Here is a 22545-nt window from a genome sequence, read left to right on the forward strand (position 1 = left end):
GTGATTCTCCGCAAGTGGTGGAAAGCATCTCGATCGCCCCGTCGATCCGATGGCCGGCTAGCGATTGGTTAACAATTCTGCCGGGGGAATTTTACGGTTGGGTGCAGCTTTGATGACATATTCAAGACAAGGCATCCGCCAAGCCGCGGAAGTGGCGCATCTCACGCCGCGTGACGCGGCTGATATGCTTCGCCGATGGATATTCTGAGCAACAGCGCCGCGCCGCGCATGGCCGAGCGGTTCCGCGGCTTCCTGCCCGTGGTGGTCGACGTGGAAACCGGCGGCTTCGATGCCGAACATGACGCCTTGCTGGAAATCGCCGCGGTGCCGCTGGCGATGGACGAAGGCGGCTACCTGAAGCTGCAGGCCACCGTGTCCACCCATGTGGAACCGTTCCCCGGCGCGAACCTGGACCCGCGTTCGCTGGAGATCACCGGCATCGACCCGACCAATCCGCTGCGCGGCGCACTGGCCGAGCGCCAGGCCCTGGACCATGTCTTCCACGTGGTGCGCGAGGCGGTGCGCGAGGCCGGCTGCCAGCGGGCGATCCTGGTCGGCCACAACGCCGCGTTCGACCTGGGCTTCCTGAACCAGGCGGTGCGCCGCTGCGGCCACAAGCGCAATCCGTTCCACCCGTTCAGCTGCTTCGATACGGTCAGCCTTGGCGGCCTCGCGTACGGCCAGACCGTGCTGAGCAAGGCCGTGCTGGCCGCCGGCCATGTGTTCGACAGCCGCGAGGCGCATTCGGCGGTGTATGACGCCGAGCGCACCGCCGAACTGTTCTGCAGCGTGGTCAACCGCTGGCGCCAGCTGGAGTTGTTCGAGCAGGCCCACAGCGGCCTCGACGCGGCCTGATCCCGGTCGTTTCGTGCGGGCCGCCACCCCGCGAAGCGGCCATGTGACAGATTGTCATCTGCCTGAAACATTCATTTCATCCAATGGCAACACGAAAAGCCTGAAATGGCGGGGTCGCATCCGACTTCCCTCCAAGGAGCTACCGTGTTGACCATCAACAAACTCCCGCTTCGCTTCGCCGCCGTCGCCACGCTTGCCGTGGCCTCGACCTTCGGTGTGGCCGCGCACGCCACCGACATCACCGGCGCCGGCTCCAGCTTCGTCTACCCGGTCATGTCCAAGTGGTCGGCCGCGTACGCGGAGAAGACCGGCCACCACCTCAACTACCAGTCGGTCGGCTCCGGCGCGGGCATCGCGCAGATCAAGGAAGGCACCATCGACTTCGGCGCCTCCGACGCGCCGATGAAAGCCGAGGACCTGCAGAAGTACGGCCTGGGCCAGTTCCCGATCGTGGTCGGCGGCATCGTGCCGGTGGTCAACATCGCCGGCGTGAAGGCAGGCCAGATCAAGCTGGACGGCGCCACCCTCGCCGACATCTTCCTGGGCAAGATCACCAACTGGAACGACCCGAAGATCGCCGCGCTGAACGCCGGCCTCGGCCTGCCGGCCGGCAAGATCACCGTGGTGCATCGCTCGGACGGTTCGGGCACCTCGTTCAACTTCACCAACTACCTGTCCAAGGTCAGCCCGGAGTGGGCCAGCAAGGTGAAGTTCGGCACGGCCGTGGAATGGCCGACCGGCGTGGGCGGCAAGGGCAATGAAGGCGTGTCGCAGTACGTGCGCCAGATCAAGGGCTCGATCGGCTACGTCGAATACGCCTACGCGGTGAAGAACAAGATCAGCTGGGTCGACCTGAAGAACGCCGCCGGCAACGTCGTCTCGCCGACCGCCGCCAGCTTCGCCGCCGCCGCCGCGACGGCCGACTGGGCCAGCGCGAAGGACTTCAACCTGATCATGACCAATGCACCGGGCGACCAGGCGTGGCCGATCACCGCCACCACCTGGGTGATCATGTACAAGTCGCCGAAGAATGCCGGCAACAGCAAGGTCGCGTTCGACTTCTTCAAGTCCGCCCTGGAGCAGGGCCAGCAGGCCGCCAGCGAGCTGGACTACGTGCCGCTGCCGGCGACGCTGGTCAGCCAGATCGAGGCGTACTGGGCGTCCGAGTTCAAGCATTGATGCAGTAAAGCGCACTCCCCCGCCGGCCCGGTCGGCGGGGGAGTGCGAGTTTCCATCCCGCACCACTGGACTCTCATGGCAGCGATCGAAACAGCCATTTCAACCACCGACATCCTGGAACAGCGCAGCCGTCGCGATGCCCGCCACGAGCGGCTGTTCCGCTGGCTGTTGAAGGGCTGTGCGCTGATCGTGCTGGCGTCCCTGCTCGGTGCCGCCGGCGCCACGCTGTGGGGTGGCCGCGACGCCTTCGGCACCTTCGGCTGGCACTTCCTGGTCAGCTCGGAGTGGGACCCGGGCAACGACGTCTATGGTGCCCTGGTGCCGGTCTACGGCACGGTGATCACCTCGTTCATCGCGCTGCTGATCGCCGTGCCGATCAGCTTCGGCATCGCGGTCTACCTTTCCGAAGTCGCGCCGACATGGCTGCGCACGCCGGTCGCCTCGGCGATCGAACTGCTGGCCGGCATCCCTTCGATCATCTACGGCATGTGGGGGTTGTTCATCTTCGCCCCATTCTTTGCCGATCACGTCAAACCGTGGTTGACCAGCAACCTCGGCAACAAGCCCGACGACGGCAGGCTGTCGTGGGTGGCCGAACACGTGCCGTTCGTCGGCAAGCTGTTCGGCAGCGACTATCCGTTCGGCGCCAGCATCCTGGTCGCCGGCATCGTGCTGGCGATCATGATCATCCCGTTCATCTCCTCGGTGATGCGCGAGGTGTTCCAGACCGTGCCGACTCGGCTGAAGGAATCGGCCTATGCGCTGGGCTCCAGCACCTGGGAGGTGTCCTGGGACATCGTGCTGCCGTACACCCGCTCGGCGGTGATCGGCGGCATCTTCCTCGGCCTCGGCCGCGCGCTGGGCGAAACCATGGCGGTGACCTTCGTGCTCGGCAACGCGATGCACCTGTCAGCCTCGCTGCTCGATCCCGGCACCTCGATCGCCTCGACCATCGCGAACCAGTTCAGCGAGGCGGCCGGCCTGCAGAAGTCCGCGCTGATGGCGCTGGCCTTCCTGCTGTTCGTGGTCACCTTCATCGTGCTGCTGATCGCGCGGCTGATGCTGCGCCGGCTGGCCAGCAAGGAGGGCCGCTGATGAACTCGCCCTACCTGCGCCGCCGCCTCACCAACGCGCTGGCAATGGTGCTGAGCACGCTGGCCACCCTGGTCGGCCTGGCGTTCCTGGCCTGGATCCTGTGGGAAACCCTGCGCCAGGGCATCAGTGCGCTGGACCTGAAGCTGTTCACCAAGGTCACCGCCTATGGCGAGGACGGCGGCCTGCTCAACTCCATGGTCGGCAGCCTGGTGATCAACTTCATCGGCATCGGCATCGCCACGCCGATCGGCGTGCTGGCCGGCACCTGGCTGGCCGAGTACGCGGACCGCACCCGGCTGGGCGAGTCGATCCGCTTCCTCAACGACATCCTGCTGTCGGCGCCGTCGATCGTGATGGGCCTGTTCGTCTACACCATCATCGTGCTGCCGAGCACCGCGCTCACCCATGGCACCACCACGTTCTCCGGCTTCGCCGGCGGCGTGGCGCTGGCGCTGATCGCGCTGCCCGTCATCGTGCGCACCACCGACGAGATGCTGCGGCTGGTGCCGTCCACGCTGCGCGAGGCGGCGCTGTCGCTCGGCGTGCCGCAGTGGAAGCTGACCCTGCAGATCCTGATCCGCGCCGCGCGCTCGGGCATCATCACCGGCGTGCTGCTGGCGCTGGCGCGGATCAGCGGCGAGACCGCGCCGCTGCTGTTCACCGCGTTCGGCAACAACTACATGGCGATCAACCCGATCGAGAAGATGTCCAGCCTGCCGCAGATCATCTACCAGTACGCCAACGACCCGGGCGACGCGATGCACGCGCTGGCCTGGGCCGGCGCGTTCGTGATCACCATGTTCGTGCTGCTGCTGAGCCTGGCCTCCCGCCTGATCCTTTCCCGCACCAAGGTGTCCCATGACTGATTCCGCCCTCGCCACGAACCCGGCACCGGTGGCGGCAGCGGCGGCTGTCGCCCCCAAGCTCGTCGTGCGCGACCTGCATTTCTACTACAGCGGTTTCCAGGCGCTGAAAGGCATCAGCATGGATATCCCGGAGAAGCAGGTCACCGCGATCATCGGCCCGTCCGGCTGCGGCAAGTCGACCCTGCTGCGCATCTTCAACCGCATCTACGCGATCTACCCGAAGCTCGAGGCGAAGGGCTCGATCGAACTGGACGGCGAGAACATCCTGGCCCCCGGCTATTCGCTGAACCGCCTGCGCAGCAAGGTCGGCATGGTGTTCCAGAAACCGGTACCGTTCCCGATGACGATCTTCGAGAATGTCGCCTACGGCATCCGCCATCACGAGAAACTGTCGAAGCCGGACATGGAAGGCCGCGTGGAGCAGGCCCTGCGCAGCGCAGCGCTGTGGGACGAGGTGAAGGACAAGCTCAAGCAGAACGCGCTTGGCCTTTCCGGCGGCCAGCAGCAGCGCCTGTGCATCGCCCGCGCGATCGCGCTGAAGCCCGAGGTGCTGCTGCTGGACGAGCCGACCTCGGCACTCGACCCGATCGCCACCAGCCGCATCGAGCAATTGGTGGAAGAATTGAAAAGCCAGTTCACCATCGTCATCGTCACGCACAACATGCAGCAGGCGGCGCGCGTCTCCGACCTCACCGCCTTCATGTATCTTGGCGAGCTGATCGAGTTCGACCAGACCGAAAAGATCTTCACCAAGCCGGGCAAGAAACAGACCGAGGATTACATCACCGGGCGGTTTGGCTGATAAATAACTCCCCTCTCCCATTGGCGACCGAAGGGAGTCCCCTTGCGGGTGAGAGGGGTTGGGGTGAGGGTACGGGCGAAGCCTCGGCACTTCGCTCCGCCCGCACCCTCATCCGCCCTTCGGGGCACCTTCTCCCGAAGGGAGAAGGAAACAAGACATGAGGCAACCCATGAACACCGGCACCGACCACATCATCAAGAGCTACGACAGCGAACTGGCCCGGCTCACCGGCGAGATCGTGCGCATGGGCGAGCTGTCGGTGACCCAGCTGGAAGCCGCCATCGACGTGCTCGAACGCCGCGACGAGCGCGCCGCCCAGCGCGTGGTCGGCAACGACGACGCGATCGACCAGTTGGAACAGGAAATCGGCCACGACGTGGTGCGCCTGCTGGCGCTGCGCGCGCCGATGGCCGGCGACCTGCGCAACGTGTATGCCGCGCTGCGCATCGCCTCGGACATCGAACGCATCGGCGACTACGCCGCCAACGTGGCGAAGCGTTCGATCCCGCTGTCGATGGTGGCGCCGGTGGCGCCGGTCGGCGGCCTGCATCAGCTGGCCAGGCTGGCCGCCGGCGAAGTGCGCGAGGTGCTGGCAGCCTACCGCGACCGCGATGCCGAGCGTGCCTACCAGGTGTGGAAGGACGACGTGGTGCTGGACGAGGCCTATACCGGCTACTTCCGCCAGCTGCTCACCTACATGATGGAAGACCCGCGCAACATCACCCCGTGCACCCACCTGCTGTTCATGGCCAAGAACATCGAGCGCATCGGCGACCACGCCACCAACATCGCCGAGAACGTGTGGTTCCAGGTCACCGGCGAGCAGTTGGACAAGCAGCGCAGCAAGCGCGACCTCACCTCGAGCCCGGAAATCACCAAGCTCGGCGAGTAGGCGTTTACCTGTTCCTGCTAGCTCGCCGTGAGCTTGAGGCCGACGATGCCAATCAGGATCAGCGCAACGCACAGCAGCCGCGGCAGCGTGGCCGGATCGCCGAACAGCACGATGCCGAGCGCCACCGCACCGACCGCGCCGATGCCGGTCCAGATTGCATACGCGGTGCCGATCGGCAGCGTTTTCACTGCCATCGCCAACAGCACGATGCTCACTGCCATCGCCGCCAGCGTGCCGACGCTGGGCCACAGCCGGCTGAAGCCGTCGGTGTACTTGAGACCGATAGCCCACACGATTTCGAACAGGCCGGCCAGCAGCAGATAGATCCACGCCATGGGGACGCTCCTCGGTTTGCTGCAGGGCCGTCCCCGCGATGGAAAAGTGCGCGGGGTCGTCCTCGCGCCAGCAAGCAATCTATGGCCGCTCGCGCGTTTCGCGGCGTCGCTGGATGCCGCGCACGATACCGTAGCTGCCGATCAGCAACCAGGCCACCTGCATAATGAACGCCGACAGGTTGAAGCTGCCGAAAGCCAGCGACAGCATCACGCCGATCGCACCCAGCACGTTCATCAGCTGGTAGACCAGACCGCTGCCCTGCAGCTTGCGTTCCTGCAGCAGGAAAAACGCCAGCAGCACCAGCGCCACGCCGAGGTAACCGGCCCAGTCGTACCAGAAGAAACTCATCGTTTTGCACCCCGCTGGCGCAATGCCTCGAACAGCACCACGCCGGTGGCGACGGAAACGTTGAGGCTTTCCATCGACCCGGGCATCGGGATCTTCGCCACGAAATCGCACAGCTCGCGGGTGAGCCGGCGGATGCCCTCGCCTTCGCTGCCCAGCACCAGCGCCACCGGACCCCTGAAGTCGACGCCATAGATGGTAGTGTCGGTGTCGCCGGCCAGACCGGTGATCCACACGCCGGCATCCTTCAATTCGCGCAGCGTGCGCGCCAGGTTGGTCACCGCGATCAGCGGCACCCGGTCGGCGCCGCCGGCCGAGGCGCGACGCACCACCGGGGTCAGTCCGACCGCGCGGTCCTTCGGCACGATCACCGCGGTGACTTTCGCCGCCGCCGCACTGCGCAGGCAGGCACCAAGGTTGTGCGGGTCAGTGACGCCGTCGAGCACCAGCACCAGCGTATCGCTGCCGTCGCGCTCCAGCAGAGCGGCCAGGTCGCTTTCATGCGCCGCCGGTGCCGCCTCGTAGCGCGCCGCCACGCCCTGGTGACGCGCCTCGCCAGCCAGCTTGTCCAGCTCGTCGCGCGGACGGTGCTGCACCGGAATCTTCAGTTTTTTCGCGCGCTCGGCCAGATCCAGCACGCGGGCATTGCGCTGGCCGTTCTCGACCAGCACTTCGCGCACGCGCTCGGCATCGTTGCTCAACGCACCTTCGACCGGGTTGATCCCGACGATCCAGCTCTCGCTCATGGCTTGCCTTTCGGTTTCGGTTTGCGGCCGCCGCGCTTCTTCGGTGCCGGCCGAGCGGCAGCCGGGGCCGGCCCGCGTTTGGCGGAACCGCCCTTGCGCGGGCGACGGTCGGACGACGGCTCGGCCCGGCGGCCCTGATGCTGCCCGCCGGCGTGCTGGCGCGTCGCCGCCGGCTGTGCGCGCGGCGGCGGATTATCGCTCACTGCCGCCTTGCGTGGCGCCGGTGCAGGAGCAGCGACTTCGGCTTCCTTGCGGCCGAACGCACGGCCGATCGCCTTGGCGGCGCGCCCTAACATGCCCGGCGCCTTGGTGGTGGCGGCAGCCTTCTTCGGCAACGAATACCGCTCGCCCGCGGCTGCATAATCGTAGGCCTTGCCGCTGGCGGTCGGCGCCGCGACCGGCGTGCGCGGCGAGACCAGGCGGAAGTCGATCTTGCGGTCCTCCAGGCTGGCGCGCAGCACCTGGATGCGCACGTGGTCGCCCAGGCGGAACTGCGCGCCGGTGCGCTCGCCCTTCAGCAACTTGCGGATCGCGTCGAAGTGGTAGTAGTCGTTCATCAGCTGGCTGATGTGCACCAGGCCGGACACCTTCGACTCGTCCAGTTCCACGAACAGGCCGAACGAGGTGACGCCGGTGACCACGCCCTCGAACTCGCTGCCGATGTGCTTTTCCATCCACGCGCACTTGAAGCGCTCGTCGACGTCGCGCTCGGCTTCCTCGGCACGGCGCTCGCGTTGCGAGCAGTGGATCGCCATCGCCGCCATCTCGGCGGGCGTGTAGGCGTAGTCGGTCGGCTTGCGGCCGGTCAGCGCGTAGCGGATCGCACGATGCACCAGCAGGTCCGGATAACGGCGGATCGGCGAGGTGAAATGCGCATACGCCTGCAGCGACAGGCCGAAGTGACCGCGGTTGTCCGGCTGGTAGGCCGCCATGCTCTGCGAGCGCAGCAGCACCGACTGGATCAGTTCACGCTCGGGACGGTCGTGCACCATGCGCAGGATCTCGGCGAAATCCGCCGGCGTCACTTCATCCACCGGCGGCATGCGCAACTTGAACTCGCGCAGGAATTGCTGCAGATCCTCGTATTTCTCCGCCGGCGGCGGTTCGTGCGCGCGGAACAGCGCGGGGATCTTCTTCTTCTCCAGGAACAGCGCCGCCTGCACGTTGGCGGCGATCATGCATTCCTCGATCAGCTTGTGCGCGTCGTTGCGCTCGGTGGCACCCATCGACTCGACGCCACCGGTCTGGTCGAGGCGGAATTTCACCTCCGGCGTCTCGAAGTCGATCGCGCCGCGGCGCTTGCGCTGCGCCGCCATCGCCTTGTACAGCGCGTGCAGGTTCTCCAGCTGCGGCAACACGTCGGCGACTTCGTGCCGAGCGTCAGCGTCGTTCAGGCCCACGGCCTGCCACACCTTGTCGTAGGTGAGCCGCGCGTGCGACAGCATCACCGCGTCGTAGAACTTCGACTTGGCCACGTTGCCTTCGGCGTCGACCAGCATGTCGCAGACCATGCACAGCCGCTCGACGTTCGGATTCAGCGAGCAGATGCCGTTGGACAAGGTCTCCGGCAGCATCGGCACCACGAAGCCGGGGAAGTAGGTCGAGGTGCTGCGCTCGTGCGCCTCGCGATCCAGCGCGTTGCCGGCCCGTACGTAGTGCGAGACGTCGGCGATCGCCACGATCAGGCGCCAGCCGCCGCCACGCTTCGGCTCGGCATACACCGCGTCGTCGAAATCGCGCGCGTCGGCGCCGTCGATCGTGACCAGCGGCAACTTGCGGATATCGGTACGGCCCTCGCGCTCGGCGGCGGTCACCACCGACTCCACCTGCGCGGCATCACGCAGCACCTCGGCCGGCCATTCGTGCGGCAGGTCGTGGCTGGCGATCGCCATTTCCACCACCAGCGACGGCTGCAGGCGTTCGCCCAGCACCGCGCGGATCTCGCCGATCGGACCACGCTGCAAGGTCGGCGGGTCGGTGATCTCGGCCACCACGATCTGGCCGGAACGCGCGCCCAGCTCGCGGCCGGGCTTGATCATCACGTCCTGGTTCAGGCGGCGGTCGTCCGGCGTCACCAGGGTCACGCCATCGTCGATCACCACCCGGCCGACCAGCCGCGGCGAACGCCGCTGCAGCACTTCGGCGATCGCACCCTGCCGGCGCCCGCGGCGGTCGATGCCGACCACACTGGCCAGCACGCGGTCGCCGTGCATCACGGCGCGCATCTGCTGCGGCGACAGGTACAGGTCGTCGCCGCCCTCGTCCGGACGCAGGAAACCGTAGCCTTCGGCATTGGCCAGCACCACGCCGGCGATCAGGTCGAGTTTCCGCGTCGGCGCGTAGCCGCCGCGCCGGCCCAGCAACAGCTGGCCGTCGCGCACCATCGCGGCGAGCCGCTTGCGCAGCGCCTCGAGGTCGGTTTCATCGTGGATTTCCAGCGCCGCGGCGATGCGCGCCTCGGTCAGCAGTTCGCCGCGCTGCTCGAGCAGGTCGAGGATCGCCTCGCGACTGGGAATCGGGCGCGCATAACGCTGCGCCTCGCGATCGGCGTACGGGTCGCGCACGGCGCCCGCGGCAGCCTTGCTGCGCTTGTCCGGCGCAGCGACGGCTCGCGGCGCCCGACTGGCGGGTTTCTTCGCGGAGTGCGTGTCGCGGGGATTGCCGGAACGGGGGGGAGTTTTTCTGGTCACTCAGGGTCCTTGTGATGTTTGCGCCGCGGAGAATGCCACGTCGCAGAGAATGGATGTGAAAAGTGTTGACAAGCCGTCGGCAGATGCCTAAATTACGCGGCTCACGCAGCTCGCCGAGCGACGTGACACCTGCCCAGGTGGCGGAATTGGTAGACGCACTAGCTTCAGGTGCTAGCGGGGGCAACTCCGTGGAGGTTCGAGTCCTCTCCTGGGCACCAATTGTAAACGAAGGCCGCCTCTCGAGGCGGCCTTCGTCTTTTCAGGGTTTGATTAAAGTCAGGAAGGCCACCTTGGCTTTTCCTTCTCCCTGTCGGGAGAAGGTGGCGCGCAGCGACGGATGAGGGTTCGGTTGTCGCGTCGAGTTCATGCTTCGCCCGAACCCTCACCCCAACCCCTCTCCCGCAGGGAGAGGGCTCAACCCGCCGCCGGTCCCTTCAGCTCGACCATGTTGCCCTGCGGGTCGTAAAGATAGATCGACGGGCCTTCGCCCCGGGCCCCATAGCGCGAGCCCAGCTCGCCGATGCGCACGCCGTGCGCCTTGAGGTGTGCCAGGATCGCCGCCTCGTCGTAGTCCTCCACGCGCAGGCACAGGTGATCCATGTTGTGGCCTTCCCTGCCCAGCGCGGCGCCGCCGTGGCGGCCAAGCTTGCCGTCGACGGATACCAGGTCGATCAGCGACGCACCGGCGCGCAGTTGCACCAGGCCGATCTCGTCCTGCCGGCGTTCCTCGCGGCAGCCGAGCACCTCGCAGTAGAAGCGTTGCATGGCCGCGATGTCGATGGCGCGCAACACCACGTGGTCGATTTCGCCGATACGGATCATGGGAGCTCCGGCGGGTCGGGGAATGGGATGTCCGAGCATAACGCGGGAGGTTTCTGAACCACACCCCGGCGAGCCGCAACACGCGCCGCCCGCCCTGTATAATCGCCGCGGTAAACGCATGGTGGGAGAAGCGGGCAGCCCTTGACCGGGCACGTGCCGCTGCCGAAGACGCAACGCCCGTAATCGCTCAGGCTCCCATACCATCATGTGCGAACACTCTGGAGAGACCGGTTGAATCCGGCGCCGAAGGGGCACGAAGCGCAGGCACCGCGCTTCCAAACTCTCAGGCAAAAGGACAGAGGGGCGCCCCGCGTGCGGCACGGCACGCGAGTCTTCGGATGCCCACTCATGAGCCACAACCCCACTCCTTCCCTGCGCGACCTCGAACACCACGGCGCGTTCATCGAACGCCACATCGGTCCGGACGACGCCGAGATCGCGCAGATGCTGCGCGTGATCGGCCACGATTCGCTGGAGTCGATGACCGACGCCATCGTCCCCGGCTCGATCAAGTCCGCCGCGCCGCTGGCGTTGCCGGAGGCGATCACCGAAGAGGAAGCGCTGGCCAAGATCCGCGCGATCGCCGACAAGAACCAGGTGTTCCGCAGCTTCATCGGCCAGGGCTACTACGGCACCCTCACGCCGAACGTCATCCTGCGCAACATCCTGGAGAACCCCGCCTGGTACACCGCGTACACGCCGTACCAGGCGGAAATCTCGCAGGGCCGCATGGAGGCGCTGATCAACTTCCAGACGATGTGCGCCGACCTCACCGGGATGGAGATCGCCAACGCCTCGCTGCTGGACGAAGCCACCGCCGCGGCCGAGGCGATGACCCTGGCCAAGCGCTCGTGCAAATCGAAGTCGAACGTGTTCTTCGTGTCGAACGGCGTGCACCCGCAGACGCTGGAAGTGGTGCGCACGCGCGCCGAGCCGCTGGGCATCGAGCTGGTGGTCGGCGCGGACAGCGATGCGGCCGGCACCGACGCGTTCGGCGTGCTGCTGCAGTACCCGGACACCTTCGGCAGCATCAACGATTACCAGGCGATCGCCGACGCCGTGCACGCGCGCGGCGGCCTGGTCGCGGTCGCCACCGACCTGCTCGCGCTGACCCTGATCGCCGCACCCGGCGAATGGGGCGCGGACATCGTGGTGGGCAACTCGCAGCGCTTCGGCGTGCCGTTCGGCTTCGGCGGTCCGCACGCCGCGTTCATGGCCTGCCGCGACGCGTACAAGCGCTCGATGCCGGGCCGGCTGATCGGCGTGTCGATCGACACCGAAGGCAAGGCCGCCTACCGCCTCACCCTGCAGACGCGCGAGCAGCACATCCGCCGCGAGAAGGCCACCTCCAACATCTGCACCGCGCAGGTGCTGCTGGCGGTGATGGCGAGCATGTACGCGGTCTACCACGGTCCCGCCGGGCTCGCCCGCATCGCGCGCCGCACGCATCGCCTCGCCGTGATCCTGACCGTCGCGCTGCGTCGGGCCGGCGTGAAGGTGGGCAGCGATTTCTTCGATACGCTGCACATCACCGGCATCGATGCCGCCGCTGTCCATGCCAATGCTCGCACTGCCGGCATCAACCTGCGCGAACTGGATGCCGACAGCCTCGGCATCAGCCTGGATGAGACCACCACCCGCGCCGATGTCGTCGCACTGGCGGGCTTGTTCGGCGCAGAAGCCAACATCGACGCGCTCGATGCCGAAGTCCACGACGCGCTGCCGCGCACGCTGCTGCGCCAGAGCGCGTTCCTCACCCACCCGGTGTTCAACACGCACCACAGCGAGCACGAACTGCTGCGCTACATGCGCGCGCTGGCCGACAAGGACCTGGCGATGGATCGCACCATGATCCCGCTGGGCTCGTGCACCATGAAGCTCAACGCCACCGCCGAGATGATCCCGGTCACCTGGCCGGAGTTCGCCAACATCCACCCGCTGGCCCCGGCCGCGCAGGCGCAGGGCTACAAGGAACTGATCGACGGCCTGGAAGCGATGCTGGTCGAATGCACCGGCTACGACGCGGTGAGCCTGCAGCCGAACTCCGGCGCGCAGGGCGAGTACGCCGGCCTGCTGGCGATCCGCGCCTACCACCGCTCGCGCGGCGAAGAGCATCGCGACATCTGCCTGATCCCCGAATCCGCCCACGGCACCAACCCGGCCTCCGCGCACCTTTGCGGCATGACGGTGGTGGTGACCAAGTGCGACGGCAACGGCAACGTCGACGTCGAGGACATCCGCCGCGCCGCCGAGAAGTATTCCGACCGCCTCGCCGCGCTGATGATCACCTATCCGTCCACGCACGGCGTGTTCGAGGAAGACATCGTGGCGATCTGCGACATCGTCCACCAGCACGGCGGCCAGGTGTATACCGACGGCGCCAACATGAACGCGCTGGTCGGCGTGGCCAAGCCCGGCAAGTGGGGTTCGGACGTGTCGCACTTGAACCTGCACAAGACCTTCTGCATTCCGCACGGCGGCGGCGGCCCGGGCGTCGGCCCGTGCGCGGTGAAGTCGCATCTCGAACCGTTCCTGCCGAGGAAGTTCGGCGAGGAAAGCCCGGTCGGCATGGTTTCGGCGGCCAGCTTCGGCAGCGCCAGCATCCTGCCGATCAGCTGGATGTACATCACCCTGATGGGCCAGCAGGGCCTGCGCAAAGCCACCCAGGTCGCGTTGCTCAACGCCAACTACATCGCCAGGCGGCTGGAGCCGCACTACCCCACCCTGTACACCGGCCGCAACGGGCTGGTGGCGCACGAGTGCATCCTCGACCTGCGCCCGCTCAAGGACGCCACCGGCATCGGCGCCGAGGACGTGGCGAAGCGGCTGATCGACTTCGGCTTCCACGCGCCGACGCTGAGCTTTCCGGTGTCCGGCACCTTGATGGTGGAACCGACCGAGAGCGAATCGCGTTACGAGCTGGACCGCTTCATCGACGCGATGATCCAGATCCGCGACGAGATCCGCGCGATCGAGGAAGGCAAGCTGGACCGCGAGGACAACCCGCTGAAGAACGCCCCGCACACCGCCACCATGGTCAGCGCCAGCGAGTGGACCCACGCCTACCCGCGCGAACTGGCCGCCTTCCCGCTGGCCAGCCTGAAGCTGCAGAAGTACTGGCCGCCGGTCGCCCGCGTCGACAACGTCTACGGCGACAAACACATCATGTGTGCCTGCATCCCGGTGGATGCGTACAAGGAAGAAGCCGAGGCATAAACCGCTTCGTCGATTCGTACTGAACAGAAAAGGCCCCGCATGCGGGGCCTTTTCTTTCATCCAACCACGATGCGGTTGCGGCCCTGCTGCTTCGCCTGGTACAGGCGCTTGTCCACCGCGTCGATGAACGGCCGCAGTTCGTCGTCGTGGCCGGGAATCACGGTGCCCGCACCGATGCTGATCGTCAGCACGGGGCCGATCGGGGAGGGTTCGTGCGGGATCTGCTCGGCCAGGATCAGGTCGCGGCAGCGTTCGGCCAGCTTGCCTGCGGCGGCCTCGTCGGTTTCCGGCAGCACCAGCACGAACTCCTCGCCGCCGAAGCGGGCCAGCAGGTCGCGTGCGCGCGTCGCGGCCGAATTCAGGATGCGCGCCACGTGCTTCAGGCAGGCGTCGCCTTCCAGGTGACCGTAGCGGTCGTTGTACTGCTTGAAATAGTCGATATCCATCATGAGCATCGACAGCGGTTGCCGGTTGCGCCGCGCGTTGCTCCATTCGAGTTCGATGATCGCGTCGAAGCGCCGCCGGTTGGCGACGCCGGTCAGGCCGTCGCGGAAGGAAAGCTCCTCCATCTCCTTCTGCAGGCTGATCAGCTGCTGCTCGGTGCGCTTGCGCTCGCTGATGTCGAACATGAAGCCGACCAGCGAGTCGACCGTGCCGTCGGGGTTGCGCACCACGTGCACCACGTCGCGGATCCACACGTAGCGGCCGTCGCGGGTCAGCGCGCGGTAGTCGGCCTCGTGGTCCACCCCCGCCTGCGATTGCGCCACGCAGAAATCCACTACCCACTCGCGGTCCGCCGGATGCATGCGGCTGGCCCAGTCGCCCACGCTCTCCCAGCTCGATGGCGCCCAGCCCAGCAGCGCCTCGATCTGCGGCCCGATATAGGCGAACTGCTTGCTGGCCCAGTCGATCTTCCACGGAATCGCCCTGGTCGACTCCAGCAGCGTCTTGTAGACGGCGCTGCCCGGCGCCATCCGATTGTCGATATCCACCATCTTGCCGATCCCCGGGAATGTCCTGCCCTGCAGCCGCGCAAAATATATATCAAGCGATCGACGCACGAAGCCGGCCACCACGTGCGTCCGGATAACGCCGACTACCTACCGGCGGAAAGCCCTCCGGGCGGAGCCTTCCGCTGATGCAGTTTGCAAACCGCCCCCGCTCAGTCGCCGTTCTGCGCCAACCAGGCGTCGATCGCCGGCAGCCGTTCGTTGCGGATCATCATGCGGTACTTGATGTTCGCGACGGTGGCGTCGGCGGCGCGACGCGAGCCGGTGGCAATGTAAGCATCGGCGTAGGCCTTGATCTTGCCGATCATCGCCGGGTCGAACGAGGCGCCACCCAGGCGCGGGTAATAGCGGCTGCGCGAGGTCGAGTCGACCAGCGTATCCACCTTGGCGCGGTGCGCCAGCGCGAAGTCGAACGCCATCTCGGGATGCTGGTAGGCGGCGATGCCGATCATGCCGGCGCTGTTGGTCGCTCCCGGCTCGTCGGTGATGGCCAGCTCCAGCGCGCGCCGGGCCAGGGCGTCATCGTCGGCATAGGACAGCAGCGAGTACAGCTGGTCCTTGATCAGCGGGGTCTTCTCCGCCTTCGCCATCGCGTGCAGCCGGTCCCAGGTGGCGGCGTCGGCGTGCCTGGCCACGATCGCGAAGATGGTCTTGCGCAACGCCGCGGGCACGGCCTGCGGATCATGTTCCTGTGCCGCGAAGCGACGGCGCGCCTCGTTGATGACCCCGCTGTCGCCCAGGTTGCCCAGCGCGCCGATCAGCTGCGTGCGCAGGATCGCCACCGGATCGCTCTCGCCCGGCTTCGCCTCCCAGCCGATGCGTGCGAACACCGGCGCCAGCCGCTTCACCGCGAACGCGCGGAAGCGCGCCTGGCGTGCGGTATCGCCGCGGTAGTAGTTGTCCAGGCCGTCGAGGGTGCCTGCGATCTCGCCCCAGATCTGCGGGTCGACATCGGCCGGGGTGGCCTGGACCAGGTCCAGGTAGGTCGATGCGTTCTGCAGGCCGGCCATGCCCAGCGCCCAGGTGTCGCTCATCAGGCCGAGCTGGTCGATCGGCGCGAGCCTGGCGAACGCGCCCTTGATCGCGGCGAACTGGGCCGGCGCGTACAGCGTGCGGTAGTAGCCGCTCTGCCCTGCATTCACGATCACCGGCGCGCAGCCGGGCACCGTCAGGGTGGCCTTGCCGTCGGTCACCAGGGTGCTCGCCGGCGCGCCACCGATGCCCTGCGCGATCACCGGCACGTGCCAGCCCAGCGGCTTCTTGTCCGGGCGGTCCTTGGTGAATTCGCCCTGGCTCAGTTTCAGCGTGGTCCTGCCGCCGCTGCACGCGGCCGCGTCCACGCGGATCAGCGGGATGCCCGGCTGCAGGGTGAAGTCGTGCGCGATCGCGGTGATCGGCTTGCCCGCCACCGCCTGCACCTCGCGCCACAGGTCGTCGGACCGGGTGTTGCCGTAGGCGTGCGCCTTGATGTAGTTGCGCACGCCGGCGCGCCAGGTGTCGGCGCCCACGTAGCCTTCCAGCATGCGGATCACCGCCTCGCCCTTGGCATAGGTGATCGAGTCGAACGCCTGGCTGGCCTGCTCCACCGTCTCCACGTGCTGCACCACCGGATGCGTGGTCACCGCCGCGTCCTGCGACATCGCCGACTCGCGCGTGCCCACCGCATCCAGCGCGGTATTCCATTCCGGGTGCAGCTTCTCGGTGGTGCGCGCGGCCATCCACGAGGCGAAGCCCTCGTTCAGCCACAGGTCGTCCCACCAATGCATCGTCACCAGGTCGCCGAACCACTGGTGCGCCATCTCGTGCGCGGCGGTGTTGAAGACCGCCTGCTTGTCGGCCTGGGTCGAGATGGCGGGGTTCAGCAGCAGCGCGTATTCGAAGGTGTAGATCGCGCCCCAGTTCTCCATCGCCGAGAAGAACTGGCTGCGCCCCGGCGAGGCGATGTTGTCCAGCTTCGGCAGCGGGTACGGCACGCCGAAGTAGTCGTTGTACTCGCGCAGCACGGCCGAGGACGACGCCAGCGCGAAGCCGGCCTGCGACGCCAGCCCCTTCTGCGTGATCACGCCGATCTCGGTGCCGTCGGTCATGGCGGTGGCGCGGTCGAACTCGCCCAGGCCGAAGAACAGCAGGTAGGTGGACATCTTCGGCGACGGCTGGAAACGCACGCGGACCAGGCCGTTGCCGAGGTCCGCGGTCGACGCCGCCGGCATGTTGCTCACCGCCATCTCGCCCCTGGGTACGGTCACTTCGAGGTCGAACGTGGCCTTGTACGCCGGCTCGTCCCACGACGGAATGAAGCGGCGCGCGTCGGAATTCTCGAACTGGGTATACAGCGCGCGCCGCTTGCCCGCCCGGGTGTCGTAGTCGATCGCGAACAGGCCGGTGGCCTGGGTGCCGATCTTGCCGGTGTAGCTCATCGCCAGCTTGTAGTTGCCCGGTGGCAGCGCGCGGTCGAAGGTGAAGGTGGCCGTCTGCGCCTGCGCGTCCACCGATACCCTGGGGTCGGCCACCGCCATCCGCAGCCGCGTCGGCGTCAGGTGCACCGAGGAGAACGCCATGTCGATCGCGTTCAGCGTGATGCTGGTGGTCGGCTGCAGCACGTCGACCGTCACCGTGACCTTGCCGTCGAAACTCAGCTTGTCCGCATGCGGCGTCACCGCCACGTCGTAGTGGCTGGGCCGCACGGTGCGCGGCAGCTGGGTGGTGGCGAGATCCGCCGTGGACGCGGCAGCGGGCGTTTCGGCCACGGCCGTCATCGAGACACCGGCGAGCGCCAGGGCAATCGCGGAAACCAGCAAGGTGCTGCGCATGAGAGTCCTTCCATGTGGATCGAGGGAGTAGGTGGCCAGCCATGGGGAGGACCGACGGCCCTCCCCACGCTGCGCGATAGTGGGGCGCCGGGCCACCCGTCGGATACGGCCGGAAGTCATGCCCTGGATGGCGCATGCCAGCCGGACGAACCGCGGCCGGTCGACGACAGGCAATCGCGCTATATTCCGTGGCACGCACGGCCGCCACCAAGGTCGTCGCGGGCAGCCAGAAGATTTCGCGGGAGGCACCGTGATCGAATGGATCGAATATGCCAAGATCGCCGGCGCCTTCATCGGCGCCTGCGGCATCGCCACGCTGGCCAAGCTCTATCACGACAAGGTCGTGACCGGCAAAGACACCGAGCTGAAGATCAAGGAAGCCGAGATCACCCGCCTGGAGGCTGATCTGCTGAAGGCGCAGTCGCGCGCCAAGAGCGCCGAGGAAGACGGCGTCCCCGCCCACCGCGACCTGATCCGGCTGCGCGCGCAACTCACCGAAATGATCGAGAGCCTGGCCGGCACCCTGCGTGCGCAGGCCGCGTCGCTCTATATCCCGGTGTTCAACGCCGGCGACGAAAAGACCGCCTCGCCGCGCAGCTTCGCCTTTGTCGCCGCCTGGAACATTGATCCCGGCGCCACTGCAGCCATCCTCAAGATGAAACTGGTCGAGAGCTGGACCGTCGTCGGCGAATGCTGGGACAAGGCCGCCCTGATCGGCAGCAACAACCTGCAGGCCAACGTCCGCCACGTCGCTTCATACGACAAGCAGTCCGGCTTCGTGCCGATGCACACACTGGTGTCGCCGGTGCGCTGGCAGGGCCGGCAGATCGGCATCGTGCAGGTCTTCAACAAGACCCTGCCGGGCAACGCCTACAGCCTCGACGAGCAGGGCTTCCAGGGCGACGACCGCAGGCAACTGCTCGAAACCCTGCAGGAAACCAGCGACGCCGGCATGGCGGGCACGCTGCATTATTTCCAGTCCAACCCCGAAGCCATGCGCGTGCTCGGGCTGCAAGACGAACTGAACCTCGAGAACGCGGTGATCATGTATGTCGACCTTACCCAATCGTCGGCATTGTTCGACGAGCTGCCGCTGATTGATGCGGCGCGCCTGATCAACCGCTTCAGCCAGAACATCTACAAGCGGATCGGCCCGTTTTCCGGCATCGTTGAAAAATTCAATGGCGACGGAACGCTGATCCGCTTTCATTACGTCGGCTTTGACAGCCATGCGCCGATGAGCAATCCGGTTTTGCGGGCGATCTGCGCCGCCGCCGATCTGCTCGGCGGGTTCAGGGCTTTCAAGGCCCAGCGCTGGCAGGGCCTGGCGGCAGACGTCGCCGAGGCGGTGAAGCTGCGCATCACCATCGCGCTGGGCCCGGTGGTATCGACCAATATGGGGCCGCAACAGTTCCAGACGCCTACGGTGATGGGCCAGTGCGTCAACCGTTCGGCCAAGATGGTCACCTTTGCACCGCGCGACCGCGACGTGATGCTGGTCGACGACAACGTGAGCAAGGCGCTAAAGCAGATCGACGAGCATTACGTCGCCGCGCTGACCGCCTTCGACAGCTGGTCGTCCGACGCTGCCCGGCTATCGCCCAGCCTCGCCGGCCATCGGTATTTCGAGGTGGCGCCCGAGCCGTTCCGGCTTGCCGCCATGGAGTTCCGCCAGCCCCCGTACGCGCACGCGCCGTAGCCGCTCCGCAGCGGACAAACCCCGCCCGTTTGCAGCGGCAGCTACTCCTTCACCGCGCCTGTGCCAACGTCCCGGGCCATCCCCGCGCCAGGCGGGCGCCGCCATCGCTGCCGACGCCATCCCGCCAGACAGACAAGTACGAAGCCGCAGATCGGGCCGCTGCGTCTTCACGCTCCACGATCCCGCCAGCGCTATGCTGCGCTGGTCAGCCGAGGGGTACCGCCATGAGCGATTACGCACCCGTCACCGTTGCCCGACGATCCACTTTCGCGCCACCGCCCAGGGCCGTCCGGCTGCAGCGCAAATGCAGCTGCGGCACGCACAGCCACGGTGAAGCCGAATGCGGCACGTGCGCGGGGAAGCGCCACGGCGTGCAGCGCCGGCTTGCCGCCGGATCCGTCCACGACGCGCTCGAACGCGAAGCCGATCGCATCGCCGATCGCGTGACAGCCAGCCCCGCTTCAGTGCGCGGCAGCGCAGTGCCGGCCATCCAGCGGTACGCCATCGGCCATGCCGCCAGCGCAGAAGTCCCCGACAGCGTCGGCCACGCCCTCGCCGGCGCGGGGGCGCCACTTCCGGCGGACGTGCGCCAACCCATGGAGGAACGTTTCGGCCACGACTTCTCCACCGTCCGCGTGCACACGGACGCGACGGCCCGGCAATCCGCACGTGACGTCGACGCGCAGGCTTACACCGTCGGCCACGACGTGGTGTTCGCCGCCGGACGCTACGCGCCGCACACGCGCGAAGGCCGGCACCTGCTGGCGCACGAACTGACCCACGTCGTGCAGCAGGCGCAAGGCACCCGCCTGCAGCGCAAGCCGGACGACAAACCCAAACCGGCGGACAAGGACAAGGCCGCGCCGGCGAACTTCAAGGGCTGCAACGACGACCGCAGGAAGCTGGTCGAGTCGGCGATCAAGCGCGCGGGCGAACTCGCCGCACGCGCACTGGTCGCGCTGAACCGGGACTTCCCGATGAGCTGGGAGGGCACCGCCATGAACAAACACTTCGGCAGCCTGCCATCGAGCGATCTGGACATCGTCAAGGACCGCTTCAAGCGCGCCCAGGGCGAAGCGGCTTCGAAAGCCTATACCTGCGCCCCGAAAGACGTGAAGAGCGCGGAGGGCGGCAAGATCCTCGACCCCTGCGCCGAAGCCGAATGCCCCGGCAGCAAGATCACCATCTACCCGCAATTCGGCTCGGAAACCTGCAAGGACGCCGGCGCCATCCTGCTGCACGAAGTCATCCACAACCTCGGCGGCTGCGGCGACACCGACGTCAAGGACAAGAACTACCCCACCCTGCACCCCGAAGACAACGCCTACTCCTACGAGCATTACGCCGTCGACGTGGCCGCCGGTGCGAAGGCTCCCGATACGCTGAAGAAGCGCGACCCCCAGGCGCCGAAAGCCAGGCTTTGACGGCGCCGTCCAAATGGCGGGCAACAGATACGCTTTCGTGCTGCCGCCGCACCCGGAATTACTCCTCCGGCTCCGGCTGCATCTTCGCCAGCACCTCTTCCAGGTCGGCGATCACCGTTTCCAGCGCCTCGTGCAGTTGTCCCTGGCGGTCCATCAGGTCGGCGAGCTTCTCCGCCTGCTTGAGCTTGGACAATTCTCCGTCGAACAGCAGCCAAGCCGCCGTCAGCGCTTCCACGTTGTTCTTCGAGTAATGCCGCATCTCCTTGAGCTGCGCCACCGTATCGGCGATGTAGCCGGCCGGCGTCTTCGCATTTTCATCGGACATGGAAGGGTTCCTCCTGGCAGCCCGACGTATCGGGCCGTTCGTCCTGACGGTAGCGACGCCGATGCGAAGTGCGAGTCAACGTCCTGCTCAGGACTCGTTGTCCGTCACGACAGCAGGGGCGACGCGTGACGACACGCCGCGTACCTAGCGCCAGCCGGCGTCGCGCGCCGCGCGCTCCTGCTGCGCATCGAACACATTGCCGCGCAAACGCGCGTCGACCGCGGCCTGCACCGCGGGCGGCAAGGCACTCGCCGCCTGGCGCAGTTCGCCGCCTTCCGGCAAGGTCGCCGCCGTGAGCACGGGCAGCACCCAGCCCGCACTCTCGTGACAGGCAAGGCCGGCTCGCGCCGGCGGGGAGCGCAATACGAAGGTGCGGCAGATGCGTCCGTCGCCACTGCGGAAACTCAAGCCGATGGCGACCGGCGCATTCGCCTTCGGTTCGCTCGCCAGCGTCTCGTCGAGCGCACGGGTCAAGGCGCCGGCGGCGAATGACTGGCCGCCCTGCATGCGCACCAGATCGCCGCCTGGCTGCCACCACCACAAGGCCACGGCGAGCAGCGCCACCGATGCGGCCAGCGCGGCGCCCGGCACAAACCAGCGACGGGTCACGCGGCGGCGGGTCGTACCATGCCCGCCCGTCGGCACGACGCGCGGCGCGGCCGATATCGCCGCCTGCGCGGATCGCGGCTGCAGCAAGGCGGACAAACGCGCCGGCACCGGCTCGTCGAGCACCGGATCGAACGCAGCGCGCAGCTGCGCACGCACGTCGCGCGCCTGCTGCACGCGGCGGGCGAGCGCGGCATCGTGCGCCAGCGCCGCCTCGATGCGCGCGGCACTGGCCGCGTCGAGTTCGCCGTCCACGTAAGCCTGCAAGGTGTCGTCGTCGATCGGGTTCATGTGTCTTTCCCAAGATGGGCCTGCAAGGTGGCGCGGGCGCGGGCCAGGCGGCTGGTGACGGTGCCCACCGGCACTTCCAGCAGCTCGGCGGCCTCGCCGTACGACATGCCCTCGACCAGCACCAGGGCCACCACTTCGCGATGGTCCGGCGGCAACGCCGCCAGCGCCATCGCCAATTCCAGTTGCTGCGCGGGCTGTGCGCTGGCACGGTCGGCGGCCATCTCGCCGGCTTCCTCGGGCGCGAACAGGTGTTGCGACCTGCCGCGCGCGCGCAACTCGTCCCGCCAGGCGTTGCGCGCGATCGCGAACACCCACTTGTCCAGCGCGGCATCCGGCCGCCACTGCGCGGCCCGGGCCAGGGCGCGCTCCAGCACGATCTGCACCAGGTCGTCGGCGTCGGCAACCTGCCCGGCCAGCGCCCGCGCCAGGCGACGCAGGCGCGGCAGCAGCGGGATCAGTCCTTCGCGCACGGCGTCGCTCGAATTCACGCATCACCTTCCATTACGTCCGGAGGGAAGGATTCCTTCCCTCGCCCG

At 67.3% G+C, this 22545-nt stretch carries 19 protein-coding genes, 1 tRNA gene and 1 riboswitch; of the genes, 10 read left to right on the forward strand and 10 right to left on the reverse strand.

The features are described 5' to 3' along the window. The first annotated feature begins 195 nt into the window (after nt 1-195). The 6 genes from rnt to phoU all read left to right on the forward strand — a co-directional run bounded on the left by rnt (nt 196) and on the right by phoU (nt 5689). On the forward strand, nt 196-855 hold the full coding sequence (gene rnt / locus KK131_RS00750) for a ribonuclease T (protein WP_214554540.1): 660 nt from the start codon (nt 196-198) through the stop codon (nt 853-855). A 147-nt stretch (nt 856-1002) separates the two neighbouring features. Beyond that, nucleotides 1003-2034 carry a phosphate ABC transporter substrate-binding protein PstS gene (pstS, locus tag KK131_RS00755; RefSeq protein WP_214556608.1) on the forward strand — a complete coding sequence of 344 codons (1032 nt, stop codon included), beginning with the start codon at nt 1003-1005 and terminating at the stop codon, nt 2032-2034. A 75-nt stretch (nt 2035-2109) separates the two neighbouring features. Then, nucleotides 2110-3129 (forward strand): phosphate ABC transporter permease subunit PstC, encoded by a 1020-nt coding sequence (gene pstC / locus KK131_RS00760; RefSeq protein WP_214554541.1) that lies wholly within the window; start codon nt 2110-2112, stop codon nt 3127-3129. Further along, nucleotides 3129-3995: a phosphate ABC transporter permease PstA gene (pstA, locus tag KK131_RS00765; protein WP_214554542.1), complete on the forward strand. Its 867-nt coding sequence runs from the start codon at nt 3129-3131 to the stop codon at nt 3993-3995. The genes pstC and pstA overlap by 1 nt, the downstream gene beginning before the upstream one ends. Further along, nucleotides 3988-4797, forward strand: a complete 810-nt coding sequence (gene pstB, locus KK131_RS00770; RefSeq protein WP_214554544.1) for a phosphate ABC transporter ATP-binding protein PstB — start codon at nt 3988-3990, stop codon at nt 4795-4797. Before pstA ends, pstB begins: the two co-directional genes overlap by 8 nt. 169 nt (nt 4798-4966) lie before the next feature. Continuing rightward, nucleotides 4967-5689 carry a phosphate signaling complex protein PhoU gene (phoU, locus tag KK131_RS00775; RefSeq protein WP_214556609.1) on the forward strand — a complete coding sequence of 241 codons (723 nt, stop codon included), beginning with the start codon at nt 4967-4969 and terminating at the stop codon, nt 5687-5689. Between the two features lie 17 nt (nt 5690-5706). Here the strand turns inward: phoU and sugE are convergent, their stop codons facing one another. The 4 genes from sugE to rnr form a co-directional block, all read right to left on the reverse strand. Then, complete coding sequence (sugE, locus tag KK131_RS00780) at nt 5707-6024, reverse strand: quaternary ammonium compound efflux SMR transporter SugE (RefSeq protein WP_214554546.1); 318 nt, start codon at nt 6022-6024, stop codon at nt 5707-5709. A gap of 79 nt (nt 6025-6103) precedes the next feature. Then, entirely contained in the window at nt 6104-6373 is a 270-nt protein-coding gene (locus KK131_RS00785) for a hypothetical protein (RefSeq protein ID WP_214554548.1), read from the reverse strand. Beyond that, nucleotides 6370-7116, reverse strand: coding sequence for a 23S rRNA (guanosine(2251)-2'-O)-methyltransferase RlmB (gene rlmB / locus KK131_RS00790; RefSeq protein ID WP_214554550.1), 747 nt, complete (start codon nt 7114-7116; stop codon nt 6370-6372). The genes KK131_RS00785 and rlmB overlap by 4 nt, the downstream gene beginning before the upstream one ends. Next, a complete protein-coding gene (gene rnr / locus KK131_RS00795; protein ID WP_214556610.1) occupies nt 7113-9680 on the reverse strand; it encodes a ribonuclease R in 2568 nt (855 codons plus the stop codon). The genes rlmB and rnr overlap by 4 nt, the downstream gene beginning before the upstream one ends. 257 nt (nt 9681-9937) lie before the next feature. On the opposite strand from rnr, the gene KK131_RS00800 reads away from it, so the two are divergent. Further along, nucleotides 9938-10024, forward strand: a tRNA-Leu gene (locus KK131_RS00800). Nucleotides 10025-10220: 196 nt separating this feature from the next. Here KK131_RS00800 and KK131_RS00805 read toward each other — a convergent pair. Next, nucleotides 10221-10628, reverse strand: a complete 408-nt coding sequence (locus KK131_RS00805; protein WP_214554553.1) for a VOC family protein — start codon at nt 10626-10628, stop codon at nt 10221-10223. Nucleotides 10629-10836: 208 nt separating this feature from the next. Next, nucleotides 10837-10937: riboswitch (glycine riboswitch) on the forward strand. 39 nt (nt 10938-10976) lie between these two features. Here KK131_RS00805 and gcvP point away from each other — a divergent pair. Then, nucleotides 10977-13844, forward strand: coding sequence for an aminomethyl-transferring glycine dehydrogenase (gcvP, locus tag KK131_RS00810; protein ID WP_214554555.1), 2868 nt, complete (start codon nt 10977-10979; stop codon nt 13842-13844). Between the two features lie 56 nt (nt 13845-13900). On the opposite strand, the gene KK131_RS00815 is transcribed toward gcvP, so the two are convergent. Next, nucleotides 13901-14839 (reverse strand): sensor domain-containing diguanylate cyclase, encoded by a 939-nt coding sequence (locus KK131_RS00815; protein WP_214556611.1) that lies wholly within the window; start codon nt 14837-14839, stop codon nt 13901-13903. A 167-nt stretch (nt 14840-15006) separates the two neighbouring features. After that, nucleotides 15007-17664: a M1 family metallopeptidase gene (locus KK131_RS00820; RefSeq protein WP_214554557.1), complete on the reverse strand. Its 2658-nt coding sequence runs from the start codon at nt 17662-17664 to the stop codon at nt 15007-15009. A gap of 31 nt (nt 17665-17695) precedes the next feature. On the opposite strand from KK131_RS00820, the gene KK131_RS00825 reads away from it, so the two are divergent. Together KK131_RS00825 and KK131_RS00830 are read left to right on the forward strand one after the other, a co-directional pair. Beyond that, nucleotides 17696-19363 (forward strand): adenylate/guanylate cyclase domain-containing protein, encoded by a 1668-nt coding sequence (locus KK131_RS00825; protein ID WP_214554559.1) that lies wholly within the window; start codon nt 17696-17698, stop codon nt 19361-19363. Nucleotides 19364-19734: 371 nt separating this feature from the next. Beyond that, a complete protein-coding gene (locus tag KK131_RS00830) occupies nt 19735-20787 on the forward strand; it encodes a DUF4157 domain-containing protein (RefSeq protein WP_345777235.1) in 1053 nt (350 codons plus the stop codon). Between the two features lie 58 nt (nt 20788-20845). Here the strand turns inward: KK131_RS00830 and KK131_RS00835 are convergent, their stop codons facing one another. The 3 genes from KK131_RS00835 to KK131_RS00845 all read right to left on the reverse strand — a co-directional run bounded on the left by KK131_RS00835 (nt 20846) and on the right by KK131_RS00845 (nt 22497). After that, nucleotides 20846-21112 (reverse strand): hypothetical protein, encoded by a 267-nt coding sequence (locus KK131_RS00835; protein WP_214554563.1) that lies wholly within the window; start codon nt 21110-21112, stop codon nt 20846-20848. Between the two features lie 144 nt (nt 21113-21256). Next, the gene (locus KK131_RS00840; RefSeq protein WP_214554565.1) at nt 21257-22009 is read right to left on the reverse strand and encodes a zf-HC2 domain-containing protein; all 753 of its coding nucleotides are present in this window, start codon (nt 22007-22009) and stop codon (nt 21257-21259) included. Beyond that, the gene (locus KK131_RS00845; RefSeq protein WP_214554567.1) at nt 22006-22497 is read right to left on the reverse strand and encodes an RNA polymerase sigma factor; all 492 of its coding nucleotides are present in this window, start codon (nt 22495-22497) and stop codon (nt 22006-22008) included. Before KK131_RS00845 ends, KK131_RS00840 begins: the two co-directional genes overlap by 4 nt. Nucleotides 22498-22545 lie beyond the last annotated feature (48 nt).

The sequence above is a fragment of the Rhodanobacter sp. LX-99 genome (assembly GCF_018599185.1).
Classification (GTDB): Bacteria; Pseudomonadota; Gammaproteobacteria; order Xanthomonadales; family Rhodanobacteraceae; genus Rhodanobacter.